General features: G+C 45.8%; 27 protein-coding genes and 1 pseudogene. 18 read left to right on the forward strand and 10 right to left on the reverse strand.

Annotation, left to right across the window (positions count from 1 at the left end; translation table 11 throughout):
* The first annotated feature begins 632 nt into the window (after positions 1–632).
* From ACJJIC_RS16540 to ACJJIC_RS16575, 8 genes and pseudogenes are all read left to right on the forward strand, one after another.
* Entirely contained in the window at positions 633–1,010 is a 378-nt protein-coding gene (locus ACJJIC_RS16540; protein ID WP_445357454.1) for a hypothetical protein, read from the forward strand.
* Positions 1,011–1,512: 502 nt separating this feature from the next.
* Complete coding sequence (locus ACJJIC_RS16545; RefSeq protein ID WP_445357455.1) at positions 1,513–1,800, forward strand: hypothetical protein; 288 nt, start codon at positions 1,513–1,515, stop codon at positions 1,798–1,800.
* A 477-nt stretch (positions 1,801–2,277) separates the two neighbouring features.
* Entirely contained in the window at positions 2,278–2,496 is a 219-nt protein-coding gene (locus tag ACJJIC_RS16550) for a hypothetical protein (RefSeq protein WP_445357456.1), read from the forward strand.
* Between the two features lie 73 nt (positions 2,497–2,569).
* Positions 2,570–3,037 (forward strand): transposase, encoded by a 468-nt coding sequence (locus ACJJIC_RS16555; protein WP_445357457.1) that lies wholly within the window; start codon positions 2,570–2,572, stop codon positions 3,035–3,037.
* A pseudogene (locus ACJJIC_RS16560) lies at positions 2,935–3,366 on the forward strand (IS5 family transposase); the annotation flags it as partial. The gene ACJJIC_RS16555 and the pseudogene ACJJIC_RS16560, both read left to right, overlap by 103 nt.
* A gap of 240 nt (positions 3,367–3,606) precedes the next feature.
* Positions 3,607–3,741, forward strand: coding sequence for an RHS repeat-associated core domain-containing protein (locus ACJJIC_RS16565; RefSeq protein ID WP_445357902.1), 135 nt, complete (start codon positions 3,607–3,609; stop codon positions 3,739–3,741).
* A 17-nt stretch (positions 3,742–3,758) separates the two neighbouring features.
* Entirely contained in the window at positions 3,759–4,487 is a 729-nt protein-coding gene (locus tag ACJJIC_RS16570) for a hypothetical protein (protein ID WP_445357458.1), read from the forward strand.
* On the forward strand, positions 4,471–4,911 hold the full coding sequence (locus ACJJIC_RS16575) for a hypothetical protein (protein WP_445357459.1): 441 nt from the start codon (positions 4,471–4,473) through the stop codon (positions 4,909–4,911). Before ACJJIC_RS16570 ends, ACJJIC_RS16575 begins: the two co-directional genes overlap by 17 nt.
* 66 nt (positions 4,912–4,977) lie before the next feature.
* Here the strand turns inward: ACJJIC_RS16575 and ACJJIC_RS16580 are convergent, their stop codons facing one another.
* The gene (locus tag ACJJIC_RS16580; protein ID WP_445357460.1) at positions 4,978–5,352 is read right to left on the reverse strand and encodes a helix-turn-helix domain-containing protein; all 375 of its coding nucleotides are present in this window, start codon (positions 5,350–5,352) and stop codon (positions 4,978–4,980) included.
* A 548-nt stretch (positions 5,353–5,900) separates the two neighbouring features.
* On the opposite strand from ACJJIC_RS16580, the gene ACJJIC_RS16585 reads away from it, so the two are divergent.
* Positions 5,901–6,359: an EamA family transporter gene (locus ACJJIC_RS16585; RefSeq protein ID WP_445357461.1), complete on the forward strand. Its 459-nt coding sequence runs from the start codon at positions 5,901–5,903 to the stop codon at positions 6,357–6,359.
* A 45-nt stretch (positions 6,360–6,404) separates the two neighbouring features.
* Positions 6,405–6,806, forward strand: a complete 402-nt coding sequence (locus ACJJIC_RS16590; protein ID WP_445357903.1) for an EamA family transporter — start codon at positions 6,405–6,407, stop codon at positions 6,804–6,806.
* A gap of 43 nt (positions 6,807–6,849) precedes the next feature.
* On the opposite strand, the gene ACJJIC_RS16595 is transcribed toward ACJJIC_RS16590, so the two are convergent.
* The 3 genes from ACJJIC_RS16595 to ACJJIC_RS16605 all read right to left on the reverse strand — a co-directional run bounded on the left by ACJJIC_RS16595 (position 6,850) and on the right by ACJJIC_RS16605 (position 9,822).
* The gene (locus tag ACJJIC_RS16595) at positions 6,850–8,886 is read right to left on the reverse strand and encodes an acyl-CoA synthetase (protein ID WP_445357462.1); all 2,037 of its coding nucleotides are present in this window, start codon (positions 8,884–8,886) and stop codon (positions 6,850–6,852) included.
* A gap of 80 nt (positions 8,887–8,966) precedes the next feature.
* Entirely contained in the window at positions 8,967–9,347 is a 381-nt protein-coding gene (locus tag ACJJIC_RS16600; protein ID WP_445357463.1) for a tautomerase family protein, read from the reverse strand.
* A gap of 10 nt (positions 9,348–9,357) precedes the next feature.
* On the reverse strand, positions 9,358–9,822 hold the full coding sequence (locus tag ACJJIC_RS16605) for a hypothetical protein (protein ID WP_444884352.1): 465 nt from the start codon (positions 9,820–9,822) through the stop codon (positions 9,358–9,360).
* 194 nt (positions 9,823–10,016) lie between these two features.
* Here ACJJIC_RS16605 and ACJJIC_RS16610 point away from each other — a divergent pair, with 194 nt between their 5' ends.
* Positions 10,017–10,448: a winged helix-turn-helix transcriptional regulator gene (locus ACJJIC_RS16610; protein ID WP_445357464.1), complete on the forward strand. Its 432-nt coding sequence runs from the start codon at positions 10,017–10,019 to the stop codon at positions 10,446–10,448.
* A gap of 464 nt (positions 10,449–10,912) precedes the next feature.
* On the opposite strand, the gene ACJJIC_RS16615 is transcribed toward ACJJIC_RS16610, so the two are convergent.
* Together ACJJIC_RS16615 and ACJJIC_RS16620 are read right to left on the reverse strand one after the other, a co-directional pair.
* Positions 10,913–12,166, reverse strand: a complete 1,254-nt coding sequence (locus ACJJIC_RS16615; RefSeq protein ID WP_445357465.1) for a Y-family DNA polymerase — start codon at positions 12,164–12,166, stop codon at positions 10,913–10,915.
* Positions 12,167–12,556, reverse strand: a complete 390-nt coding sequence (locus ACJJIC_RS16620; RefSeq protein WP_252082261.1) for a LexA family protein — start codon at positions 12,554–12,556, stop codon at positions 12,167–12,169.
* 393 nt (positions 12,557–12,949) lie between these two features.
* Between ACJJIC_RS16620 and ACJJIC_RS16625 the strand changes: the two genes are divergently transcribed.
* From ACJJIC_RS16625 to ACJJIC_RS16645, 5 genes are all read left to right on the forward strand, one after another.
* Positions 12,950–13,483 carry a mechanosensitive ion channel family protein gene (locus ACJJIC_RS16625; RefSeq protein WP_444884350.1) on the forward strand — a complete coding sequence of 178 codons (534 nt, stop codon included), beginning with the start codon at positions 12,950–12,952 and terminating at the stop codon, positions 13,481–13,483.
* Positions 13,484–13,756: 273 nt separating this feature from the next.
* Positions 13,757–14,032, forward strand: coding sequence for a hypothetical protein (locus tag ACJJIC_RS16630; RefSeq protein ID WP_252082264.1), 276 nt, complete (start codon positions 13,757–13,759; stop codon positions 14,030–14,032).
* The gene (locus tag ACJJIC_RS16635) at positions 14,032–14,574 is read left to right on the forward strand and encodes a hypothetical protein (protein WP_252082265.1); all 543 of its coding nucleotides are present in this window, start codon (positions 14,032–14,034) and stop codon (positions 14,572–14,574) included. Before ACJJIC_RS16630 ends, ACJJIC_RS16635 begins: the two co-directional genes overlap by 1 nt.
* 156 nt (positions 14,575–14,730) lie before the next feature.
* Positions 14,731–15,603 carry an AraC family transcriptional regulator gene (locus ACJJIC_RS16640; protein ID WP_444909207.1) on the forward strand — a complete coding sequence of 291 codons (873 nt, stop codon included), beginning with the start codon at positions 14,731–14,733 and terminating at the stop codon, positions 15,601–15,603.
* 126 nt (positions 15,604–15,729) lie between these two features.
* Positions 15,730–16,896 carry a patatin-like phospholipase family protein gene (locus ACJJIC_RS16645; protein WP_444909206.1) on the forward strand — a complete coding sequence of 389 codons (1,167 nt, stop codon included), beginning with the start codon at positions 15,730–15,732 and terminating at the stop codon, positions 16,894–16,896.
* Positions 16,897–17,402: 506 nt separating this feature from the next.
* On the opposite strand, the gene ACJJIC_RS16650 is transcribed toward ACJJIC_RS16645, so the two are convergent.
* The 3 genes from ACJJIC_RS16650 to ACJJIC_RS16660 all read right to left on the reverse strand — a co-directional run bounded on the left by ACJJIC_RS16650 (position 17,403) and on the right by ACJJIC_RS16660 (position 19,742).
* Entirely contained in the window at positions 17,403–17,987 is a 585-nt protein-coding gene (locus tag ACJJIC_RS16650) for a hypothetical protein (RefSeq protein ID WP_444909205.1), read from the reverse strand.
* A 212-nt stretch (positions 17,988–18,199) separates the two neighbouring features.
* Positions 18,200–18,790, reverse strand: a complete 591-nt coding sequence (locus tag ACJJIC_RS16655) for a hypothetical protein (protein WP_444900343.1) — start codon at positions 18,788–18,790, stop codon at positions 18,200–18,202.
* 649 nt (positions 18,791–19,439) lie between these two features.
* On the reverse strand, positions 19,440–19,742 hold the full coding sequence (locus ACJJIC_RS16660) for a DUF1330 domain-containing protein (protein WP_252082272.1): 303 nt from the start codon (positions 19,740–19,742) through the stop codon (positions 19,440–19,442).
* Between the two features lie 1,264 nt (positions 19,743–21,006).
* Here ACJJIC_RS16660 and ACJJIC_RS16665 point away from each other — a divergent pair.
* Both ACJJIC_RS16665 and ACJJIC_RS16670 read left to right on the forward strand, forming a co-directional pair.
* The gene (locus tag ACJJIC_RS16665) at positions 21,007–21,390 is read left to right on the forward strand and encodes a helix-turn-helix transcriptional regulator (RefSeq protein WP_445357466.1); all 384 of its coding nucleotides are present in this window, start codon (positions 21,007–21,009) and stop codon (positions 21,388–21,390) included.
* Entirely contained in the window at positions 21,384–22,682 is a 1,299-nt protein-coding gene (locus ACJJIC_RS16670) for a type II toxin-antitoxin system HipA family toxin (protein ID WP_445357467.1), read from the forward strand. Before ACJJIC_RS16665 ends, ACJJIC_RS16670 begins: the two co-directional genes overlap by 7 nt.
* A gap of 207 nt (positions 22,683–22,889) precedes the next feature.
* Here the strand turns inward: ACJJIC_RS16670 and ACJJIC_RS16675 are convergent, their stop codons facing one another.
* Positions 22,890–26,414 (reverse strand): amino acid adenylation domain-containing protein, encoded by a 3,525-nt coding sequence (locus ACJJIC_RS16675; protein ID WP_444909202.1) that lies wholly within the window; start codon positions 26,412–26,414, stop codon positions 22,890–22,892.
* Positions 26,415–26,928: the final 514 nt, after the last annotated feature.

The raw sequence follows: 26,928 nt of genomic DNA on the forward strand, positions 1-26,928 counted from the left end.
GGCCGTTGCCTCAGGAAAACATCCGGTTAAGGTAAAACCCGCGTCGGGGCAAAAAAGTGGCGAAGAGCCAGTGGCACCGGTAAAAATAGTTGCTAACTCGTTGATTGCGCTAGGAAAAATGGAAGGTTAAGGTGCGACCGGCCTCTGGGTGATATCTTTGCACAAAAGGCAGTGTTCGATGCAGCTATGTCACGAGCTAGTGAAGCTCTTAAAGATGGCCGCCTATCTCTTCTTGAGGCTAACTCTATCTGGCGAGCGAATAATAGGGCGGGCCTAGAAGTTACTGTTGATGCAGCTCAATTGAAGGTGGAGATAACCTCCTTATGGAGGTCGGCAGGAAATTCAAGTGCGGTTGTTAAAGGGCTGATTGGTTGGTCCATGGTTCCGTAACTTTATATAAAGACCCATCAAACGGGGCTATTTCAATCTTGCCAGGTATGTATGATTTTGAGCAACATCAAGGGCGAACAGTTAGAAATATTTTAACTTATGGTGGTTTTTATGTTGCTTCCAATGCTGGAACTATGGTTGGACATGATTATCTGATCAAGTATTCGGGCTCTCCCCAGCTAGTCACACCGCAATCTACTTCTAAGGCTGGCTCTACACCTTAATAGAGAATTTTACTTGTTATGCATAAAGAAAAATTAACAGTTTTAATTGTCCTCTCATTATTCCTTTTGGGGTGCGGAGGCGGTATTTCTGATGATTACACATATATTGAAGGACAATATTATTATTTGAATGCTGGTGAGCCGGAAAAAATGATTGTAAGGAGATCAAAAGATGGTTTGGATGAGATCGTTATTGATGCTAGGGTCGATAGATATATAGTTAAAGAGGGAAAAATCTTTATTGCTAGAAGACCAAGATCGGTTAGTGTTATCAATAATGTTGCAGAAACAAATCTATCTTCAGCTTGTGAATATTGGGCGATTGATCCTATTACTAGTCACGTTGAAAGAGTTTCCGTGTTAAGTAAGGAAGCTGTTGAGGTTGAGTGCTTATAAAAATGATTGAGGAATCAGTCCTGATTACGAGCTAATGCACAAAAGGGTTTGACGCAAGGCCAAATCAATAGCATGTCTCCAGCAGGCCTAGTTAAGTACTGGGCGACAGGAAATGGCGGTAATATCTACTTCGTCCTTGATAGTAATATGTCTCAGTTATTCAGTCAGGGGGATGGGCAACATTACTCGAAAATCTTTTTTACTCAAAATTCAATGGTAGTCCACCTCATCTTGGGAAAATGGATCGTGTTGATTGTAAGTACACATGGTTTTTCCGCGCATTTAACCTTAATGCAGCCGCGCAAGTGACGGGGACATGAAAGGGCCATGCTGTTAGGGTTCATGATCAAATTCTATTTAGGGCAGAGAATACAATGAGTTTTAGCTCTCTCACATTTGGTAGACAAAGAGCGGAGAGCGGCTGGGACTGGTTAAACCCAAAAGCCTTTGATCCAAAAGCAAATGATTTAAATATCACAATTGAGTGGTCGAGACCTGCTAGATGAAAAAAAATAAAGTGATTGCTTTCTGTGTTGCACTTTTTATCGCAATCATAATGTACGTATTGCTACTATATGGATTTAACAGGCCATTAGTAGTTGTAACTGGTTGTTACTTTCAGGATGATATTGAGCCGTTTGACAGAATCTGTCTTTATAAAGATGGAAGCTATGAACAGTTTTCTCTGAATCAGGATGGAAAATTTGAAAGCTACAATTTAGGTAGTTGGCGGAGTTATCCATCTCTATCGGGCAGTGAAAAAATTGCGGGTGTGACTTTATCAGGTTAATTTGATCGCTTTGAAAGCCAGTCAGAGTTAGATATTTGTCCATATCACAATATGTTTAATAAAGAACTATTTGTTGTGGGGCCTATAGATCAACAGAGGTTCTATGTTAAAGAGTAGAGATTCTTAATTGGAGGTAATTTAAATAAAAGCGGCAAGAGATTCCTTAGCCGCTTTTGCACAAAAGGGATTTGTTAAACCTTTACCTCCGTACAGAGCTGCTACCATTTCCTGGAAATGGAGGAACAGTATCCTACATTGATCCAAACTCTCTAACTATTTCTGTATCAGAATACAGCTTGAGGCGCTTAAGTAGCACTTCGCAAAGCGAGTGGTACTCGGTCTGTAGATTATAATTCTTCCCCTTAACTCCGGATGGTAGTAGTCATCCGGGGTTGGAGTGTATAATGTTAGGAGGTAGAGAAGGGCTATGTTGCCTATTTGCATTTTCTATGAACTAAAAAGAGAGATTCTAAAAACATGAAATATCTTATTCCACTTGCCGTACTTATTCTTACTGGTTGTGCCTCCAGCTCCATACAACAACAGCCACAAAAAAGCCTGGTAAAAGGATTCAGATCTGACGTGGCATGCAAAACTGAAAGCGTGGTAGGCAGCAGGCTTAAAAAGGTCAATATTTGTAGGAATATAAATGAGCCAGATTATAATGCCGAAAGGCTTCGTGAAAAATTAAAATAAACTATTTATTGTTTGATAAGTGACTAGAAGCTGTTTCATAACTTGAAATCAGTTATTCTTGCGACCTCATGGAATGATAAGACCAGTAAGTGTGAGTAGATTTAAGTCAGAATTAACCGACGCTCAGTGGAAATTGATTGAGCCTTCCCTTCCCCAGCGAAAACGTGGAAAAGGAGGTCCCAAACCCATTGATAATCGTACATGTTTTGAAGGTATCTTGTGGATTTTGCGCTCAGGAGCACGATGGAAGGATCTCCCCCCATCTTACCCTTCGCCGAGTACTTGCTGGAGAAGGCTCCAGTTTTGGGAAGAGCAAGGCGCTTGGTTGGAGGCTTGGAGAAAATTTCTCGGACAGCTTGATCAAAGATCCCTGCTTAATTGGGAAGAAGTCTTTTCGGATGGTAGCTTTGCTTCAGCAAAAAAAGGGGAGCAGAAGTCGGAAAAACTAAGCGGGGCAAGGGTACAAAGTGGATGGTGGTGGTCGATGGCGAAGGTATTCCATTGGGAGGCACCGTTACTTCGGCCTCACCAGCAGAAGTAAATTTATTACATCCACTACTCGATGTTACCTATGAAAATACAAAAATTCGACGACTAGTGTACGACAAGGCTGCAGATTCTGATCCACTACGCCATAGTTTGGCCCGCCGTGAAATTGACCTGATTTGCCCTCACCGTAGGAATAGAAGAAAACCTTCGAAACAAGATGGCAGAAAGTTTAGGAGATATGTGCGACGTTGGAAAGTTGAGCGAACTTTTGCATGGCTAGGGAACTACCGTCGTTTAGTTGTCAGGTGGGATCGCTACTTATCTTCATACAGAGCTTTTTTCTATATTGCCTGCATGTTAATTACGCTAAAGAAGTTATGAAACAGCTTCTAGGCCTTAATAATTTGAGGCTTAGTAAGATGTTGACGTCTAGTTATGTCTTTTAGGTATCTCCCCTTTCGAAATAATCAGCAAGTATTGATACCTGCAATGGAGCCATCAGGCCTCCATCGAGAAAATCACCATGAAGCCGGCCTGGAGATATTAAATCTTGCCTTAACCCGGACGGCAGCCGCCGCCAGGTGGAGTGGGGACCTGAACTAGTAGCAACTACAGGAACTGCTGGTAGTACAGGGCCTCACCACCAATCGCGGCTACACTGGACACGAGCACCTGGACAGAACCGGCCTGATCCATATGAATGGGCGTATCTACGCCCCCGCACTGGGCCGCTTTCTCAGCCTGTCCCCCTCGTGAGATCGCCCTAGAAGTTAATGTTTGCAGGTAAGTTCACCATTGGTGAGGATGTCTATGTTTTGACAGCTCAGTCTATAGACTCACGTTCAATCATAAAAAGAATCTTAGATGATATAAAATTGACCAACTATGATCCGGTTGATGGCGGCTCTTCGGGGAATAATACATCTACAATTGTTAGCTTAGGAGGAGGGTCCCTCCCTAATGGGGACAAAGGTGCACAAAAGGGGATAAGTCCTGTCGCCCTGTATCGCTCGGCAACCTATCCTGGGGGGCAAGGTAATCCAGTTTATGTTGATCCAAACTCTTTGACTGCCACCACCTCCGAATGGGGTAGCCCTGGTATGGCAGAGACCCCTGTATGGGGAGCATTTAAAGGGCTATTTGTGGCAAGGACTTCGCAGCTACTTGGAATTGGCGCAGCGTCATCATCTCTTGCTGGAACCGGCTTTTGGGGGGCCACCGGGGAAAACTTAACCGTTCAGGTTCAAACTACGACTTATACTGCCAGTGTTTCAGATTGGCATGGCACAGTATATTTTGGGTTAATGGGTGGAGTAAGAGCGATTGATTTTCACGGTTTATCAAATACTAGAACAATGACCTTAGAAGTCACTCGAAGCTATAGAGTTATGACTGGATCCTCAGTACTTTATACCTCCTCGTCAGAGACTATATCTATGTCCCGAGTATCAAATTTCATTCCAAACAGTAATGGATATCCAATTAATGATGTCGTTTATTAAAGTTATTTTTAAAGCGAGATTATCATTTATATCCGCTGTTTTAGGTGGGGCATTTATATATTTATGTGCCCCCTTAGCTTTAAGTTTCGGTAAGGTTTTTCTTTCTGGTCCGATGGCTAGTCCGGAACAGATCAGTGGGGCTGCATATTTTATAACCGGAGCTTCAGTTTTTATTTTCGGAGTAAGTTTTATATTTGGTGTATGTTTTTTTCTTTCAAAGAATATCTTTTTATGGGGCAGGATTACTGAGGAATTTTTATTTGTATTCTACATCTCTCAGCTCTTATGCATATCAATTTTGATTGCTGGTTTGTTTTGGTTTGACTTTGAGCCAAGTTTTGCAGCGGAATATATTGGGATTACAGTAGTTATGTTTATTTTTAGTTTTCAGAATTCTTACAGGAAATTCCAAGCTAGGAGCTAGTACATGTTTCAGTTTCAAGAAACTGACTAAAGTAAACCCTCAAGAAAAAGCGCTAACTACCAGTAGTTAGCGCTCTAATGGCCGCATAGCATTTTCCACCTGACGCTGAGCGATAATCGTATCAATCACCCGAATTACCGTGTCCTTGTCTTGATCATCAAAAGTCTCCAGCAGCTTGAAGCGCTTAAATAGCACTTCATTGCGGATCGGGCTTTCCTCCATTGGCTGACCCATCACCAGATAGTCCAGTGACACCTCGAAAATATCCGCCAGTTGGATCAGCTTCTCCAGCGACGGCGCATGCATACCGCTCTCGTACTTGTTGAGGTAGGAGTAGCGGATATCCTGTTTGTTGGCCAGCTCCTTCTGGGGCCAACCCTTCTGTTTGCGCAGTTCCTTGAGTCGTTTCCCGAAGGCTTGCCTGATGTCCTGATCATGCATGACTTGCAAAAGCTCATAAACAATAGATGCTTCTTGTCTCTATGACTCATAAAACACCTTTAAAGTGAGTCATAGAAGCTCAGTCTATGACTCACACCTATCACAAATGATGGTGCACGAAGAGTACTAAGATACAAATCAAGGTTATCAATGCCTACGTTTCATCCAACGGGGACCTGAGAGGCACCGAGCTTATAGCCCAATAGTGCAATTCTGGCTAATTGATAATGGATTCAACTAGTGAAGATCTCAACAACCTTTGAGGATCGGGCCAGCATCCGTACTTGCAAGAAAGCTCTCAATTTAAAAAGTATGATGCTTTATTGTCATATTTTTAAGATAAATATGCTTCTCTAAAACGAAAAGTATGATTCTTTAACTTTTCCAAGAAAAATATTCCCTTGTAAAATCAATAAGCTAACTTCGTGAAAGTATTAAATATTATTGTTAACTTACAACTAGATAGGTATCACCCATTAAATGCTGAGGTATGCACACTTTTGAGATTTTTCTAAAGTAGTTACACCCACTAGGAATTTGGATTATTTATGCCAATAAAGGACTTAGCTCTAGCTTGCACTGTCGTTATTATTTGGGGAGTTAATGTTTCTGTCATCAAGACCGGGTTAGAAGAGCTGCCACCTACCCTTTTCTCCAAACTTCAATTCCTTGTGGTTGCAATTCCAGCCGTATTTTTTATCCTTTTCCCCAAAACCTCCCCGTGGAACCTGCTGGGTGTTGGTATTTTTCTAGGAGCATTCAAATTTGGGTTGCTCTTCTTCGCCATGAACGCCAATGCCTCTACGGGTGTCTCTTCGCTGATCATCCAGGCCCAGGTCTTCTTTACTATCTTACTCAGCGCACTCCTTTTTAAAGAGGCAATAGAGCGATTCCAGCTCTTCGGTTTATGTATCGCACTGGCCGGATTTTCTCTGTTCCTTTCCAGCGGTGAGGGCAGCGCGACTTCTTGCGGTTTGACTCTATTATTGCTAGCGGCATTCTTTTAGGCGCTGTCGAACTTGATTATGTAACGTATCCAGGGTGTCAATCTGCTGCACTTTATGATCTGGGTATTCCTGGTACCTCCCATACCACTTTTTGTTCTCTCCTATTTCCTGGAGAGCCAAGACCCGCTAACTCTAATCATTAGTGCCAATCAGAAAACCTGGCTATCCCTTGCCTTTGTCAGTTACATCTCCACCCTAATTGCTTTCGCAATTTGGGGCAGGCTCCTTAGATCACATCCCGCTGCAGCGGCTACCCCTTTTGCTCTATTGATTCCAGTAGTAGGTATTATCACTTCTTGTATTATCCTGGACGAAAAGTTACAGAGCATAGAAATTATAGGCTTTGCGCTGATTATGGCTGGGCTTATATGCAACTCCTTATATGGTAGATTATTAGGGCTAGAAAAGCCCCTGGGTAAACCGTTCAGGCTCCCAAAGATTGAGTAGACTTGATCTCGATGCTCTCAAAGAGAGCACCCTCAGAGAAAGATTAAACAATTTCATATTTAAAGGTGTAGGGCGCAAGCTGTTCCGCAAGGGCGCCCTCCAGGCTAGGGTTCCCTCCTGTGGTAACCCTGGCAATAGTGCCAAGTACCTTATCCTGCTCCACCTTTACCTGGTTGCTGGCAGTGGCCATGTCTGTTCCCCTCACCAACTGATCAATAATCCCCTGAACACACAAACGAATCTCTTCCATTTCCAAAGCGGGCTTGAAAATCTTGCCAACCGCTGTAGTAGGGAGCTCGGCACGGAGCACAATTCTTCTGGGAATGGCCGCTCGCTCAGTAATATTTTCTTTGGCATAGGTAGTAATTGCTTCAAGCAGGGCTTTGGCCAAATCGTCCATTACAACCTCATGCCCTTTGATTATCAGGGTACTAATTGCTTCCTCTGATAACTTGACGTAGGCGACAGGAACCTCTCCCGCGTGGGCATCTGGTGTACCTACCGCTGCGGCCATGGCAACGGAAGGATGCTGGCAAAGCACCTCTTCTATCAATTTGGGCTCAATATTATGCCCTCCACGTACTATCAACTCTTTTTTTCGGCCTGTGAGCCAAAAATAGCCATCTTCATCCTGCCTGCCCAAATCCCCGGTGTTAAACCAGCGCCGTCCTTGAGCATCTTCTACCCATATCCCCTGGTTATGCTCAGGGTTAAGGTAACCATTAAATACATTATTCCCATGAATCAGCAGATTACCGATTTCATTGGTCTGGCTATACCGAATGAAATTGCCTTGCTCATCCAGTTGGGCACTTCTCATCTCTTGCAGCGGTAAACGCAGTCCGATAGAGCCCACCTTCTTCACGCCATGTGGTGGGGTGAGACTGCTAGCGCAAGTGCCTTCCGTTAAACCATATCCCTCTACGATTTGCACTCCGGTTATACGCTCAAAAGCATTAAAAACCTCAATCGGCATAGGCGCCGCGCCACACAAAGCCATTTGTAGGGAAGAGATATCGCACTGATTTACTGGCTGCTGCAGCAAAGTGGAATAAACTGTGGGCACAGCGCTGAAGCTGTTCACGCGGTAGAACTCAATAATTTTCCAAAAATTACTGAAAACACCCTCACCTCGGTAACCTTGAGGGGTCATTAATACCACTTCGCAACCATTAATAAAGGCCGCCAGCCCCGTCACAATTGCCGCATTCACATGAAAAAGTGGCAGGCCACACAAGATAACTTTTCCTGGTCCCATAATGTCGCCAGCTACCAGACCTATACTTTTTGCATTGGCCAGTTCATTCCCGTGTGTATGGGTAGCAATTTTTGGTAGGCCTGTTGTGCCCCCAGTACAAAATAGAGAGGCGGTATCATCACTGTGGATACTGCGTTTGAAATTCAAATGGCTAGACGGTTGCTGATTAAGTGCCGACTGGTAGGCTATCCGCTTTTTACCTTGCAAGGGGGGCAGCCGTTTGCGGTATTGATACTGTATCGCACTAGCCGCAATGCCTTTAAAACCTCCTGCATGATAAGCTGGGTCCACATGGAAGATATTTTTCACCTCAGGCAAATTTGGCAAGATACTTTCAATTTTTTCACAGATATCGGTACCAGGGAAAGGGCTCAAGGTAACGATAGCCTTTGCTTGGCTATGCCGAATCAGCTCTTCTATCTGCCTGGCCTCCAGTAGCGGATTAATGGCCAATACTTTAGCGGCCGCCTCTGCCCCCCAGAGTACATAGTGCGTTTCTGGTAAATTTGGCAGTACAAACGCAACCGTGTCATGTTCTTGAATGCCAACACTATTCAATAAATTAGCAGTTTGAATAATACGTTCAGCCAGTGTTTGATAGCTGATCTTTACTGGCTTTCTATAATCTTTGCCTGAGAGAAAAAAAGAAATCGCTGTTTGCTGGGAGTAACACTTGCACGCAGCCATTATTGCTTCAAAAGTGTTGCCGCTGAATTTTTCAGTAAGCGCTTTAAGGTTGGAGAAATCTTCCCCCTCTGGTTGCTTGCCCGTTAGCAAGTAATTTTCCAAAGCCTCAATATCTTTCAAAGTTGAAGTGGACATAATATTACTCCCTGATAGCCAATCAGAATGTGGCTGTATTAAATTATTTTTTATTTTGATATATAGAAAGCAAAGCGAACCTAGCTGGATTGCTGTGAGAGCCACTCCTGCTCGTCTCCGGGCTCCGGCATAACTGCCCCACCCTCAATCACCCAACTGGCGGGAACATCAATAAGATCCACCTCACAACGAGCTGATGAACAACCCAAAAGCTGAGAGGCCATTTTTATAAAGCTATTAGCTAGAGCTGACTTGATTTTATCGCTACGGCCTGAGCGAATGGAACCCAGAATATGAAGACTACTCTTTGAACGCAAATGAATGCCTCGACTAAATACAACCTGTACAAATTGCGCGGGCGCGCCAGTTATTGTGCAGTGAGCTTCTGTGACCCCGGAGACAAGAGCTTGCTGCTCGGAGCCGGATAGTGGACGCTGGGTGGAAATCGTGTAAAGCGGCATTTGCGGCCTCTTATAGATTGATATGAGTGTTGAAGTGCCCCGTGGTGCTTTTGGATCTCACTAAACGCACCAGTGTTTTGGCTATGTAGGCAATTTGCCGCAGCGGCGGCATACGTTTGCGATTTGCACTTAGAAATTTCCTGCTGAGAGACTGGTCAGGTGCAGTAATAACGACCTCGTTTTTATTGATCCCAGTGGTGACACACCACTGCTCCAGCAGTTCGTATAAAAACGGGTGACGCAGCTTGTTTGATGTCCCATCAGGCACGGGAGCCATCAGGGTAGCCACCGAAGATTTCTCTCCGTTCATAAAGGCCTGATCTGGCGGAACCTCCATCCACACCAGCCTGGGAGTGACGGACTGGTCCAGGTGACCCCGGTAAGCCCGCCGTATCACCTGCTCCAACGCAGCCTTGTTGAAACTTGCTTGCGAGCCCTCGACCAGAGCGCATAACACGATAGGTTTAAAATGCATTTCATCTCCAAATAAGTTTCATTTCGGAACTAATTTAATGCCATTAAGTTCCAAAATACAACTAAAATTGATAGGTTATCGGCCGATCTCTCAATAACCTATGGCAATATGACGGCCCGAAGCGGCCTCCAGGGAAGTTTTGTTTTGGAACTGGCTTGTGAGACTATGGCGCCTTGAGCAACCTTGGGACTGCTATGAGCGAGAGTAAACCCGCTGTTCGATGTGGGATCGAAGAGGCACTTTCTGTAATCGGCGACCGCTGGAGCCTGCTTGTTGTCCGCGATGTACTGAGAGGCGTTAATCGGTTCGACTCGCTTCAGGACAGCTTGCAGATCTCCCGAAATATCCTTACACAAAGACTCTCCAACCTGGAAGAAGCCGGCATTCTGATTAAGGCGCCCATTAAGCCCGGAGCACGGCGTATGCTGTACAGCCCTACCCCAAAATGCCTCGCGCTCGTTCCCGTTTTGGTTTCTATGATTGATTGGAGTGCACACTGGTCTGAGAAAGCCAATGTGCGCTGGTCCCGTGTGATTGATAAAAGAACCGGGGAGCCTGTTCAGATAGATTTGGTGAGTAAAGATGGTAAGCCGGTATCCCTGCTGGATCTGGATTTGAAATACTAAAGAGCAGCGGGTTAAGACCCACCGAGGGGCCTGCTCTCTCCACACTTACTTATCTCGCTACCCTCCCTCGTTCCCTCCCCTTACTCTCTGCTTGTAGCTAGACTGGTTTTTATCGATCGGTAACTAATCCTAACCACCCAATGCAACTGTATTGTGATCATTGCGGCCAAATCTGGAATATCGAGGATTCAGCGCTTATTTCAATACAGGAAATCCTCCGCGCTTTTCCCGATAGCAGAATTAGCGCAAAGCTGATCAAAACTTTAAAACCAACCATTGGCCTCCCCATGATGGCGGTGAAGCAATTCGCAGGCCACAAGACCTTAAAGAGCGGCCACTGTTTCTTTTGCAATACTCAGCTGGACAATATTCCAATTCTCTTCAAAAACTGCAGCAGCTGCGGAGCGCTAAATCTCGATATTCCGAAGCAGGGCCAGCGAGACCCTTATTAAAAACACACCTTCTTAAACATGTACTAATGGCAGGGCCTCCCAGCGTGTGGTGTAGGCGGGTGAGCGATAGGCTTGGCGCATCTTCCAGTGCTTATGCACCCCCTCAGCCCCTAGAAAAAGAGTGCCGCGGCCAAAGCGCTGGTTGACTCTATCGAGGGCCTGCATCATCTCCGCGGCACGGGCCGGCTGGCCGGCGGTAAACATATCCCCCTGCCCCAGGGAGCTGGGCACCAGCTCCACCAGGCCCACACCGGCTTTCATAAAACGATGACCAGGGCGGTAAAGCTCGGTTATGGCCCCCTTGGCCAGGCTCGCAATCAGGCGGGTGTCATCGGTGGCATAGGGGCACTGTACCAGCGTACTGCGACTGTAATAGTGAGGCTCGTGGGGCGAGGTGTGCAGAAAGACATGTATCGAAGCCACCAAGCACTCCTGGCCGCGCAGCTTTTCTGCCGCCCGGCTGGCATAGAGACTAACTGCCTGCAGAATGGGCTGTAGTTCGCTCAATTTCTCGCCAAAAGAGCGCGTGCAATAAATCTGTTTTTTTGCCGGCGGCTGCTCCTCCAGATTCAGGCATGACACCCCATTTAACTCCTCAATGGTTCGTTCAATATTGATATTGGTGTGTCGGCGCAAGATTTTAGGATTGGCCTGGGCCAGGTCATAGGCGGTCTCTATGCCCAAGCGCCTCAATCGCTTGGCAAGACGCCTGCCGACTCCCCAGACTTTATCGACCGCCATGCGTTTCTGCAGCCATTGCCATTTCTGCGGAGTATCCAGGGCACAAACCCCGTTGCACTTGGCAATTTTTTTCGCTGCCCGATTGGCGAGCTTGGCCAGAGTCTTACTCGGAGCAATCCCCACACCCACCGGCATACGTACATCGCGCCACAGAGTTGTGCGAATCCGCTGGCCGTAATCCAACCATTCCTCCTGTAAACCATACAGATTCAGAAACATCTCATCGATACTGTACACCTCCACCTCTGGGCTAAAGCCCTTCAGGGTCTCCATAACCCGGTGGGAAATATCGCCGTACAGTGGATAGTTGCTGGAGAAGATGGCCACATTGTGCCGCCGCAACAGATGTTCAATCTTGAAGAAGGGCTGCAAATCCCCAATTCCCAGTGCCTTGGCCTCTTTTGAGCGTGCCACCACAAAACCATCATTATTAGAGAGCACCACCACCGGCCTCCCCCTTAAGTCGGGCCGGAATATCTGTTCACAGCTGGCATAGCAGCTGTTGCAATCCACCAGTGCCAGCATTCAGAGAGGGCGGTGATAACGAATGGAGGCTTTAACCACCCCTTCAACAATCAGTTCCTGCCCTTCCCAAACCGGTATCGGCGGGTAACGATCGTTGGCCGATAGCAACCGCCCATGATGGCGATCCAGTACTTTGCAGGTAAGTTGACCATCCAAAGCCACCACCACCACATCGCCGTGTACTGGCGTTAGTGAACGGTCAACAACCAAAAGGTCGCGGTCGAAGATCCCCAAGCCCTGCATGGAATCTCCATTGGCACGAGCCATAAACGTGGCCGCCGGGTGAGTGATCAAATGCTGGTCAAGGCTGAGGCTTTTCTCTTTGTGGTCATCCGCCGGGGATGGAAAGCCCGCGGCCACACCGTGACTGTAGAGAGTCGCTAGTTTCATAGGATTTCACTCGATACTGTATATACATACAGTTTAGGGGGAGTTCGCCAATTCCGGCAAGGACGATGGCTGACCAGCGAGCCGTCAGCCGTGCTCGCTACAGGTCCATAGCAAGGCCACAAAAGCACAGCACGCACTAAAACGGGTACCCTGTAGCAGGGACCCACAAGGTGTAAATACCAGCTACGGGCTATTCGAGTATGTTGTGAGCCCAGTGCACTCTTGGGTAAAGCCAGGCAACGGGCCACAACCTCCCTCCAAGTGGCCGCTTGGCAGCACAGCTGCCTGGGATTATGATCCGCGCAACAGGCGGGTAATGATCGATGACAAGGCCTGCCCTAAAAAGGCAACAGCCCCCACCCGAGTGAACATAGTACGGAGACAAGACAAAAAATGAATTTGGCTATAGCGGCACTGATCGTGGCCTCCTATTTTATCTGCATGAGGCTTAGCTCCTCCGCTATCAACCGGTTCGGGCAGGCCAGGGCGGTGAAGCCCTATCGCCTCAAATATATCTCCAAGACCATCAGTATTGCCGTCTTGGTATTCCATCTGGTGCTGCTGATCAGTGCCCTGGGGTTTGAATACACTCAGGTTTCCATTTTTCTCTCCTCCGTGTTCGCAGTAATTGGCGTAGCACTTTTTGCTCAGTGGTCGATACTGAGTAATATTACCGCCAGCCTGATTATTTTCTTTGGCTTTCCCTACCGGGTTGGCGACCAGATTCGGGTGATAGACAAAGACGACGATATCTCCGGCACTATTGAGGAGATCACACTGTTCCATGTTCTCATCAGGCGCGGCGAAGAATTAATTACTTACCCAAACACTTTAATTCTGCAAAAAGGCGTAATCAAAAACCCCAGCAAGCAGCAGACTGAAGCACCTGCAAAGCTGCCGGAAGCCGGCCAGACTGAAGCGCAATAGCTCTCTACTTTCCCGCCCTCAATTCAGGGCGGGAAACCTGAAAGCGACAAGTCCTCTCTGGAACTTTTGTACCAACGCGCCCTTCTCTCCCATACAGAAAACCATGCCATCTGGCTGGCTACACCTAAATAACAAAAAACAGGCCCACAAAATCTCTACAAAAGGCACAAAAAAAGTTCTTACCACTTCCCATCTCCAGCGAAGTAATTTGCTTCAACCGTCTCAATAGTTAAAAATGCGCAAGATTCAATGAAATTGGCTTTAAGGGACTGCATGACCGATACCCTCAAAGATATACTCCACTTCGTACAGGAAATGGGCCTGAAAAATGGCTTGTTTGTCATTTTTTTCATCTTTGCACACTATTTATTGTTCTGGATGTACAGTGGGCGATTGAAAGATCGTCAAGTTGAAATTGATCGACTAGCGGCAGATAATAAGGAGTATCGGGATAGGTTCCTCAAGCTGATGGATAATGCCTTTTCCTATTCTCCGCCCACCAGAAAAGTGGCCCCAAAAAAGCCAGTTAATGAAAAGGAGTTTGAGTAGTGCTCTCCATATTGCTCGCGATCGCTCTTCTCTTCATTGCAATTCAGTTATACCGGCTTCATGAGATAAGAAAGCACGACCAACACCTGTTCGAGTTTTGTCAGCTGCGGAGAGATACGATCTCGTATCTCTCTAATTCCTATGAGAATCTCTCCAGAACAGATTATATTGCCCTCAGGAAGATCAATGATGCGCTGAGCAGCATCATAGCCGGCTACAAAGAACACAGAACCGTTGTCTTTAACTACCGCCTGTTTATCGAGTACCTGGATGAACTCAAAGCCTTTGAGAAAAAAGCCGAGAAGATATCCACCGGCAACAAAGATATTCAAGACCTGCTCAAAAGAATCCACTGCTCCATTTTCAAAGCCTTCCTGGCATTTACTCCCCACCTGAAATCAGAACTTGCATTTTCCCTCATGATGAAACTGATTTCCCTTGGCGTTAAGGCGGGGGTTAAATCTCTAAAAGACTACTTATTACGCCTCAAAGAGGCAAAGGTTATGGTGAATACCTTCAAAGGGTCTTCTACCCCCTGTTAGCCCCTAGTAGCAGATTTGGGGGCCTATGCCCCCGCCATCGCGTCCACTCCCCGCACTCAAACCCAACAGTCCCTCCTGAGGCGATATCCAGCAATTTTGGTCAAGTGCCAGACACACACAAGTCCTAGAATACTTTCATAAGAAGAGGTGACAGCTATGGCAGAGTATAGGAATAGGTTTGTGCAGGTACTGCACTATATTGAGGAAAACCTAGACTCCGAACTCGATATCGACAAACTCTGTCAATACAGCAACTTGTCTAAATATCATTTTCACCGGCAATGCTCCGCCTTTTTTGGAATGCCGGTAATAGCCCTAATCAGGCGATTGAGATTAAAAAGGGCGGCTTATCAACTCACCTATAGAGACAAAAAGGTGGTGGATATCGCCCTGGAGAGTGGCTACGACAGCCACGAGGCCTTTGCACGAGCCTTTAAGAAACTCTTTGGCAAGAGCCCCTCAGAATTTCGCCGCGCCCCAGACTGGGAAGTTTGGCATAAGCGCTATGAACCAATTACAGTACTTAGGAGTCACTTTATGGGAAATACAGCGAAATACGAAGTAACCATTGTTGAATTCCCCGAGACTCAACTCGCCGCCATGGAACATAGAGGCCCAGCCCACCACCTAGGTGCTACTATCAAACAGTTTATCCAATGGCGGAAGGCTCAAGGGCTTTCACCACGTAATAGCAGAACTTTCAACCTGGTTTATGATGACCCAGTAACCACGCCCCCTGACCAATACAGATTTGATGTCTGCTGTACCGTGCAATACCCCATTGATGCCAGTGAAAGGAATATAGTCAACAAAGTAATTCCGGCAGGGAAATGCGCAGTCATAAGGCACTTAGGCAGTGACGATACCATTGGAGCGGCTGTTCAGCACCTATACTTTCATTGGTTGGATCATTCAGATTTTGGAATTCGTGATTTCCCGATCTTTTTTGAGCGGATAAATTTTTTTCCCGAAGTACCTGAGAGTAAAATCATTACAGATATATTTCTTCCCATAGAAGAAAATATCTAACAGTAAGGGTTGAGAAAATACAATAAATATGCAGCTAAGAAGCGCCCCATAAATCACTCAAAATAATAAAACTAATCCTACCACCTGCACTCTCTATGATATGGATTAAAGAGCACAGGTCGCCCCATGAAAATCAGCCACATATCGACCATTCTGGTCGTTGTTATCATTGCTTTTGTGGGGCTATTGTATATCTACAATTATCGTCTGACCCAGAGCATTAAATTTAACGCTTACCCGGTTACAGACGAGTTTATTAATAGCAATGACTCTCTCAAAGACAAAGATACTATTAAAATTCTGATTATAGACGGAGGGGGTATACGTGGATTAATACCACTCTATGTTATCCAATTTATAGAACAACAGACTGGCAAGCCTATTGATGAACTCTTTGATGTTTTTAGCGGAGTATCAACTGGCGCCATCATTGCCACTGGGCTTAATGTCACCCAGATACCAAATCAAGAAGGTATCCCAGAAAAAATAGACTCAAGAACTAAAACTGAGAAAGTAATCGATATTTATAAAAATGAAAGCAGATACCTATTTTCATCACCCTGGTATCACAAATTAATGAGCGGGAATGGTTTTTTCTCGCCTCGCTTTAGCGGAGAGCGCCTACGCAACACCATCGAGAAACACTATACCGATGAAATAAATTTCACTGATCTAAAAAATTACATCATTATACCTTCTTTCAATATACATACAGGCCAGTTACATCTGTTCAAAAACCGTGGCGAAACGGTTAACAAACTGCCTACGGACACACTGTATCAACTGGTCACCGCCGCAGCTAGCGCAGAGACCCTATTCCCTCCTGTCGATTTTATAACTACTGGACGGGATATTCTTCACCGCTATTACGCTGATGCCGCCATATACGCAAACAACCCCACCAGTATTATATTACGCGATATCATTAAGGAATTTCCGGGGAAAAACTACTATGTGTTAATTCTCGGATCCGGCACATCACCATTGGCCACAATGGAAACCAATTACAGAAACCTAAAAAGTTGGGGGAAAATTAACTGGCTTCAGGATCTTATATCCGGTGTGCAAAGGTCCATGGATGACCAACAACTATATACTCTGGAGATTGCAAGTTCTCTAAGCCCTAAAGGAAGAATCAGTTATAACTATTTAAACGTGGAAATTATCGACCCATATGTCGATCCATTTGACTACAAATCAATCGATAAACTAAAAATTCTTGCCGATAGACTGATCAGTGAAAACCAAGGAGAGATTGATCAGGTAATCAATAACCTCAAGCAGAATGGGTAATTATTACTCTAAAACACCTTCCACACAGGTATAGTTGCTTTTCATCACGGTCAACATTACTGTTTCCCGGTGAGACATTCACAGATGCGACAATCAGTATGGCAACTGGAAAATTGACGCTGGTAATATGCATGCTCCTAGTGTTTTTAGGAGCCTCCTCACTCTCCTTGGCGAGGAGCCTCAATGAGCAGGAGGCCCGCAAAAGATGCCTGCGAACCTGCAAGCATGTTTACTATCGGTGCCTTAAAAATAACCGGGAGATTCCAGCCGACTGTGTTAGCGATAAGAGATTTTGTGATTTTATTTGCTATGACGATGATCTCTATTATCGCGAGCGGGACTACCTAAAGCGACTCCATAGGCGCAACCGTTGGTATTAATGATTGAATCTGGGGAAGATCTCAAGACATAGAGGTAAGAGGGATTAAATCGAGAAATTAAAGAACCAACATTCTCAAACCCCTGATGCCTTACACTGCCCTCGCACACCCAGTCAATAAGCCACTTTAAAATTGCAATATTCCAATCAGTTCTCCTGAAGCATTTTTAGAGTTCAACTTTTGGATAGAGCGCACAAAGTAACCAGAGTGACTTTCTAACACATTAAGCCTTACAGTATCTCCCGTCTCAACCGAGTCAAAAAAACGTTGATTTACACATGTAGAGTAAGGCTGACCATAATCAATACTATAGCAAGTATGCCCCAAGCGACCTGTCCTCACCCCTTTACGGGTAACAACCTGCTCAAAGCTAGCCTCTTCGCCAAACGTATTTGTATAGTAGGCGGGGATAGCATAATACACCGCTCCCCAAGTCAGCCCATAAGAAATTAAATACCACAGAACCCAGTAAATACCCCGAATAACAATATTCGAGCGGATTATCTTGTTTGAGGGGTGCTTATCCAGGAGAGCAGGTAGAACCCAAATCGCAGCCAAAAGCCAAACAATTACACCACCATAGCCTGGATTCTCATAGAACTGGTATCTACCAACGCTGGCAGAACCCATCAATAAAAGCACTATCGTCATGGATACCAGGGTATAAACTTTTTCTTTGCCACTGGCCCCCTCACGAAAAACAAAACTCACAAGCTAAACCTCATCAAGAAGCAATAAAAAATATAATCGGCAATCAAGACTACCTGCCCAACCCAACAAACTGGCCGCAAGGAAAGCAATTTTTACAGCGCTATTAGTGCAGATATAAGAGAAAGAATACAACTCTATTTTTAACAGCGGAACGGTAGAAAAATATAAATCCGGGAAGCTAATAGTTAAACATCAGCCTCCCTAAAAACGCTCTAAGCATCCAGAAAGCTATTAATGGCTGTAATACCTTTATAAGCCATAACCCCCGCCTGACGTATAATCGTCTCTTTGTACTTGCTGAAGGTGGCACTTTCAGCCAAGCGATGATCTATACAGCTCATCATATTAATAACCTTAGCAGTGTGGCTCTTGTAGATCAGGGGCCCCTGAACCACAGAATAACCAAAACTTTTCAGTCCGATTAGCTCTCTACCGGTCACCCTAAAAATACGATCCAGAGGATCACCACTCTTAAAGTCTTTATTAGCAATAGTCGAGGAAGTCGGCCGGGAAACCAGCTCCACCTCAGCTTTGGCGTGTACGGCTCCCAATATCCATGCGTCATTCAAAATAATTGACCAGGTTTTTGTTCTCAACACTGAGCCGTTATCTCTTGAATTGGTTGGCCCAAAAACCTTTAATGCCTCATGCAAATCTTCAATACTACCAGCGACGATCTTTCCATCCTTAGTGGTGGCAGCATTATTGTAAACCTGCCAGCAAGCTTCGATATGTTGCGCGGTACGATCGGCCGGATTCAAAAGCCCTTCGATCTCTTTTTTGAAATCACTTTCGATATACATATATAGTCCTTTAAATCTATAAGGGAAAAATTCCAGATAGTGCGGCCACCTTATGTATTAAATGCCGAGGCCAATAGTTTCCCGCCCCACAAGAGCCCATTCCTTTCATATGGGTTCTGCCACAAGAACCTGAACACCAGTACCAAATAATATTGCCCTGACCAATCACCAAACCAGTAGCTTTTGTGAAGAGCTAGGTATAGCCACAACATGTCAGAATTGACAAATGTAACCTTTTTCGAGATTACTTGCTTACCTTTGAATGTCAACATCCTTAATGATTTTTATTAGGGCAACTAGAAGAGGCTCACACTTTTTTCTATTGAACCCCTTCTCCCCCTAAAGCCTGCCATGTGGATTTTGATAAAATTTATGATCAGGTAAATCTCAGAAGCACAAACCAAAATCCTCAAGTACCATTTGTCTATGCAACACAAATAGCACAAGGATACCAAGTGGAAAATTGCTAACGAATATAGCCCCGCATCACTAATGACATTGGATCATAAAGTGGGCCCAGACCCTAAAAACTTATCGGCTGACATACAGGGAATATAAACTGAAAATGTAAAAGAAGCCCAGAAAAGCTGGGGGCCAAAAATCTGAACCCTGGCAGGAATTAACAATGCACCCCATACTTCGCACTCCACTAAGTATGCTTTTCATAGCCAGCTATAATCGTTGTACTAAGAACCGACAACTCAAAATACTTTTTCTTTACAGCTGTATATTTAGGACTGGAGAAAAAGTCATTCATTATCTGCTCAGATGGAAACCTGATTGTAAACACACGATTTATTTTAAAATTACTCTCAGATTTCAACACCTCTGACACCCTAAAATCATAGCCAAACGAACCACCATAAGACTCCAATATAGGCCTCATAGCGTTACGATATACTTGGTAGACATCATCATTACTGACATCCAAACCTACTAGCATCTCATACATTTCAGTACTCCAAATCCAACCTTCGATTACTCTCTGGGTGATACATTTCTGCCTAGGAACTTGGCTAATTGATAACTAGTCTCTCCCCTAGAACAAAATCATAAACGTTTCGCTTTACACCGAGTATAATAGGATTGCGCATTGCGTCCCAAATACATACTGCTGCACCAACAAGCCAGAAAGCCCCCCGGAATTAATAAGAGGGTGGTATTCCCTTCCTGAGAACCCAGATATAGTAAAAACACTATACTAGCCAGCACAGAGAGAAGTGATACAACTCTATACAAAGGATTATCAAAAGCCAGTAATAAAGCGGCCGCTAAATAACTAGCAGGTATGCCAATGAGCACCCAATGCTCCCACGAGGCCGCATAAAAATACACCATAGCGCTCCCGAGTACGGCAAATAAGAACTGCAAAAACTCCCAAGCTACTAAATATTTCGGCTTCCGTATCAGCTCACCGGGTATATTTTTAATCCAGGGATACTGATCCTCTCCACGATTAAAATTTCGAAATCGGATTTTCATCAGTGTTGTGTGTCAAAAATTCCAGTGGCTGGTTATACATAACATTCTTACAATAGTATCCAAATAGCGGGTTACAAATATGCCACGCAATAAACTCAACTCAGAAACTCATCCTTTTACCTCCTGTAGCCTCCTGCCAACCCTAAGCGCTACTTCTATTCTTTTGCAGATATAGAAGCTTCTATCCAATCCATAAAATAAGAAATACGAGCATTGTTTTACCCACCGTATAATCCCTCCATGATAGTTGAGCAAATCCCTTCCACTGGTATCCCAGCCACCAAACATCAATTCTTGTTTTTCATTGATATGAACCAAGCCCACACCCTCTCCATTGCCCGTCATCCCCACAAGTGGAGCAATGATTTTGTGGGATCAAAAGTGCAGGAGATACAACGTCTGTCAACACTGGAAAGCTCTACGCAAAGAAATGCAACATGAGCTATTAGATTTCGCCTCTCTTTACCATTGTCGGTAACTCTCTTCCCGGCCAACTGGATATCCCTACCTACCCATCTCATCCCTGCTGCGAGGGAGAGGTATCCGCTTCACAGTTTAATTAGCGACTCCCTGCACCATTCTAAAAGATGCTTTTCCACCCAATAAAAGGTAAGACTAAGCTTAAAAGGTATAAATATACCTATTAATGACATGTTATCCAATCCTGCTATAATAGACAAAAAATCACCTATTAAGGTAGATTTTAACTCATAAGAGATTGAAAAGCGGCTATTATGAACTTCCATGGACAATCCGATAAGCAGATACTTGCGACACTGGGCGACCGGCTTAGAGAGTATCGCTTGCGCATGAATCTCACCCAGGATGATATGGCTGAACGTGCCGGCTTATCCACCTCCACCATCAAAGGTTTAGAGGCTGGTCGCGGCAGGCTAGACAGCCTGGTCGCTGCACTGAGAGTCCTACGCCGATTGGACGCACTGGAAGCTTTTCTCCCGGCCCCAACGGTCAGCCCTATGCAACTTGCTCTTCACGGCAAACAGCGAAAAAGAGCCAGAGCCTCTAACGCTGAGAAAGCGCTTAAAGAGACCACTGCAGAAAGCCCCCCCAAGACACGCGCAAGCAAAATTAAAAAGAGAGGTAAACCAGAATGGTAAGCCAAACAAACACAGCAGTGGTGCAATTATGGGGAGAGATAGTTGGGGCCGTCCATTGGGAGAATAGTGGGTATGGAGCCTTTGAATACGCCCCAGAATTTCTGCAGAGTGGATTGGATATTGCTCCGATTACCATGCCTATCGAAGCTTCAAAGGAGCCCTATACGTTCCGCACTCTCAGCCGGGACACTTTTAAGGGTTTACCGGGACTCCTTGCAGACTGCCTGCCGGACAAATTCGGTAATGCCGTTATTGATGCCTGGCTCGCCCGGCAGGGGAGAACTCCGGAAAGCTTTAACCCTATTGAACGACTTTGCTATACCGGTACCCGTGGAATGGGCGCACTGGAGTTTCAGCCTGCAGTAGATGGTAGTTTTAGGGATTCCGTCGATCTCAATATTGAAGAGCTGGTAAAACTAGCAGCAACAATCACTCATAAGCAGACGGACCTTAACGCCCAACTTGGCAACAGCGATGCGGAGAAATCCGGTGCACTGCTGGACATATTAAGAGTGGGCACTAGCGCTGGGGGCGCCAGAGCAAAAGCAGTTATTGCCATCAATAACAAAGGAGATATACGTTCAGGCCAAGTTCCCGCATCCAGTGATTACGACTATTGGCTACTAAAATTCGATGGTGCCGGAGACCTTGAGCTCGGTACAACCGATGGGTATGGACGCATTGAATATGCTTATCATCTGATGGCCATCGAAGCCGGTATTAACATGGCAGACTGCCAGCTCTTGCAAGAAAATGGCAGAGCGCACTTTATGACGCGGCGCTTCGATCGGGTGAATGGCAAGAAACTACATATGCAGTCTCTCTGCGGCATCGCGCACCTGGATTTCAACATGGCTGGTGCCCATTCATACGAACAAGCCTTTAGCGTTATGCGTGAACTTTACCTGCCCAAAAATGAGGCGATTCAGCAATATCGCCGAATGGTATTCAATGTTTTAGCCAGAAACCAGGATGATCATACAAAGAATATTGCGTTCCTGATGAACCCCGAAGGCGAATGGTCTCTATCGCCGGCATTCGATGTAACCTATGCCCACAATCCGGGCGGCGCCTGGACCAGCCAACATCAGATGAGTATCAACGGCAAACGCGACCACTTCCAACTTGAGGATTTGCTTGCCGTGGGAAGAGCAATCAGTATTAAACGGCCCATGGATATTATTGAAGAGGTAGCAGCAGCCGTGAAGCAGTGGCAGGGCTTTGCTGAACGTGCTGGGGTTTCTGAAAGCTGGGCAGTCGAAATCAGTCAAAACCATCGACAACTCTGCTGATAGACAATCAAAACAGTAAGCCTGCAAGGAGCGCGGCTCTACAGAGGAGAAGCACAACTGTAGAAACGCTGTAACCCCTCTGCTTCTGTAGATACTCTTATCTGAGCTTCCCAGCTGCCATCTTAATTTGGATAGAGGCCCCGCAGCATTTGCCTAGGAGCCAAACATCTAGAGCCTTTTTGGCGCTAAGTTATTTCTTCACCTCAACTAGCAAACGGCTTGCTCGCGGCGCAACTCACTGCGCGCCGACTCTTTAGAGCCTCGCCGCAGATCAACCATGCGCGCGATAAACCAAATAAACGCTTCCACTTGGCCATTTAACACACAGCCTCCTTCGCAGATGCTCTTAAGCAGACTTTGTACATCGGAGGAGTGCAAGGCGGAAACAGCCCCGCTGCTTTTAAGAAGTATTGAACACGTGGGCAGACCGGAAATTTCATGATCGCTCAAAGTGATATTGCCGTCGTAATACAAAATCCTTACTGGCTCTGACTGGTCAGAAACACGAATGGATAAAGACAAGTTTGGCGTTGGACCAGAGCGCTTGGCCAGTGATCGTTTAAGATAGCTGGAAAAACTATGAGCCCAATCTTCTACTTCGGACTGTGCAGAGTTTGAATCCATCGATAGCTCTTTACTTGCCACCAATGAGCTATCAACTTCCCGCTCCGCCTCAATCAAAGCTTCAACAGTTTTATCGACATCCTCTTTCGTGTGGGCTGCCGAGCAAATAAGTCGGAGTCGGCCACGCCCACTCTCCACTATGGGATAGGTAACCGCTGATGTCTGAACACCACGTTTATATAATTCCTGTACTATCGCAAACAGCTTGTCTTTGCTACTAAAGTGCGGCGTGACAATAGGCCCATCCCCTGTTCCCAAATCATAGCCAGCTTGTTCGAAGCGCTGCCGCATATAGCGTGTCGTATCCCAGAGCCGCTCCCGTAAACCATCATCAGTACTGAGCCTGCGCAAAGCAGTCAATGCCGCGGCAATATCTGCAGGACTGATCGAAGCCTGGAAAATGTAAGCTCTGGATGATGATCTCAAAAGATCTACATATTCTTCCTTCGCCGCAATAACGCCACCGAGGCTACCAAGTGCCTTACTGAGCGTTGTCATAATAAAGTCTACTTGATCGGTAACTCCCTGAGCGGCACAAATGCCCGCTCCACCTTCACCATAAAAACCGAAAGAATGTGCCTCATCTACCAAGACAAGCGCGTCATATTTCTTGGCCGCGCGGACAATTTTGGCTACCGGTGCGGCGCCCTCTCCCATGCTGTATACGCCCTCCAGAACAACCAGGACCGTTCGGTATGGGGATACTTCCGACTCAAGCACAGACTCCAGGTCGGCCACATCATTATGTTTGAAGGTCCTAATCGTGGCACCACAAAGACGAGCGCCATCCACAATAGATGCATGACAAAGCTGGTCGATAACCACTACATCGTCTTTACCAAGAAGCCCTGCAACCACTCCAACATTAGCGGTATAACCTGTTGGGAACAGGCAAGCGCTCGGCTTTCCGACCAGCTTTGCAAACTCGGTCTCGAACTCCAGGTGAAGATCTGTGAGGCCTGATGCTGCCGCAGAGGTCCCCATACCAGTACCAAATTTCGCTACTGCGGAAGCGGCCTCCTGCATAACTTTCTTATCTCGGTTCAGGCCAAGATATAGATTGGTGGTCCAGATTATTGCTTCCTGTTCTTCATCGTTGTAAACATCACTCACCGTGCCATGAGTGGCGCTACCTGTGCGCAGGACTTTGCTGTAGGGATTTCTGCGCTGGTCGTTCACCATATACATGACTTCCTGCACCAGCTTACTCTTATCCAGTGCAGACCAGGACGGCGCTTTTGCAGCCTGGAATGTAGGATGGCTGGACTGGATATGCGATTGGAAGCTGGCAAGTGAATCCGATGCAGTGCGATTCACTTTTTCATCCGAACCCTTGGCTTCGCCATCACTCAAAGTACCGAGGATGTAGTTCGTTAGGGCATTAGGAGTGGCGTAATTAATAATCGCCTGGGAAGCAACCGAGTGACCCAAGTTGTTGCTCAAACGTCTGGCCAATTCCAGAGTTGTGAGGGAATCGAGGCCGAGACCAAAGAAGGACTGTTCTGGAGATACTTCTTTCTGATCAGGAAAATTCAGGAGAACGGCCACCTCTCTTTGAATAATCGATAATAAGATGCTTTGCTGCTCTGAGCTGGAACCAATCAGGCGCTGCATCAAGTCACTGGAATTACTCACTGTATCAACACTTAATTCCAAACCAGCATAGCCCTCCTCTAGCTCCATAAGCTTTTTGCGATCGAGCTTATCGTTGGGGAGCATAGGTAATACCTCTAGGTGCCTCACAATTTGCGGGACCATATATTTTGGAAGTCGCTGTGCCAGGAACTCTTTAACGGCTATATCTGTTACCGTTTTATCCTGGTTAACAATATAGACCGCGAGCATTTTCTGGCCAATACCACCATCTACGGCGGCCGCTGCAGCAGCATCAATACCCGGCATAATCTCAAGCGTCGACTCTATCTCCCCAAGCTCAATGCGGAACCCCCTGACCTTAACCTGCTGGTCGATTCTGCCAAGAAATTCGATCTCTCCATTTTCCGCCCACTGACACAGGTCCCCAGTTTTATACAAACGGCTATCTTGGATGAGGTCACTAGATTCTATTTCGATGAAACGCTCTTTAGTGAGGGCTTCGTCATATAAATAACCTCTTGCCAGCTTACCTCCTGCAAGATACAACTCACCGGCTTCTCCTGAAGAAACGGGTTGCATGGACTCATTTAAAATATAGGCACGGGAGCCTGGTACTGATTTTCCAATTGTGATCGACTTAGTGCCAGGCTTAATTTCGGCAATGGTCGAGTACACAGTATCTTCGGTAGGACCATAGGCGTTAAACAGCCTTAGCCCTGGCCTCAAGCTATAAACTTGATCAACCAGAGACCGCTTTAATGCCTCTCCACCAAATACAAGACACTGAAGTCCAGCTGGCAACTTCTCGGAAGCTAATAATGTCTGCATTGCGGAGGCGACAGATACGCAAGTTCTGACTTGATCTGTTGCCGGATGGTTTGGTAATTCCAGAATATTCTTACCCAGTATTACTGTGCCCCCAAGTGACAAGGTACCGAAGATTTCCATTACAGAAGTATCGAAACAGACTGAGGCCCCTGCAAAGACCCCCCGGAGTTCTTCCTCACTGAACAATTCATCCATAGAGTGGCACATGGCCACAATACACCGATGCTCAACCGCAACACCTTTTGGCTTGCCGGTAGAGCCAGAGGTATAGATCACATAGGCCAAGTCACTGGCTGATGGCCCCGCTGAATCAGTTAGAAATTCTTTGCCTTGAGCACTCACTCTGTTGAGCCAGATTAACTCACCCACTTCGCGACATAGGTCCGCAGAGCTATCACTATCCACGATAGCTGCCACAGCACCTGAATGTTCCAGCATGTAACCCACACGATCTTGAGGGTAAGCTGGATCCAAAGGTACATAGGCACACCCTGCTCGCATTACGCCAATTAAAGTTGCCACAAGCTCCCAGGAGCGCTTCATGCATACCCCCACCAAGGCGCCGGGTTGAATATCCCGGCGCTCAAGCTCCGCCGCAATCGCGCCGGCCCGCTGCAGCAGGCACTCGTAGCTCACTCTGACCTCCCCATCAATAATCGCTATGCGATGAGGAGCTGCTTTCATTTGCTGTGCAATCAAGTGGCAGATTGAAATATTGAACTGGGATCTTATTTTGGAGTTTTTAACTGGACTACTCACAGAATCTTACCTTTTATCTTTATTAAAGATCTGGAAATTAACTTTCAATGCAAATTAATGTCTTTCAAACTTGGTCAAGTTTCTTACTTTTTAGAGCTCCCCTAAATTTAAAACCAAACACACAAGTACAAATATTTATTTGAACCTTACAAAAAGTGTAACACTCAAACTGATACTAAATTCTCTATTTAGAGAAGTTTTTAGCTTACACCAAAGCTTCACCTTTTAAATAAGTACCTCCAAGAACTCTAAACCAATAAACAAACGCTACGCAGACAAAAGCTCTAGCAAGTAAATTGTTGAGTTATCTTTCAGGGAAAAACTTGATAAACAAGCACCTAAAACCCTTCCCTCGCAACCCTGCAGCTCAACCTTAATATAACCATCTTATATTTATTTTTTATTGCCAAAGAAATCTATACGACTGCACCCACAGTTA

It is taken from the genome of Microbulbifer mixtoriginis (SeqCode), assembly GCF_052468275.1.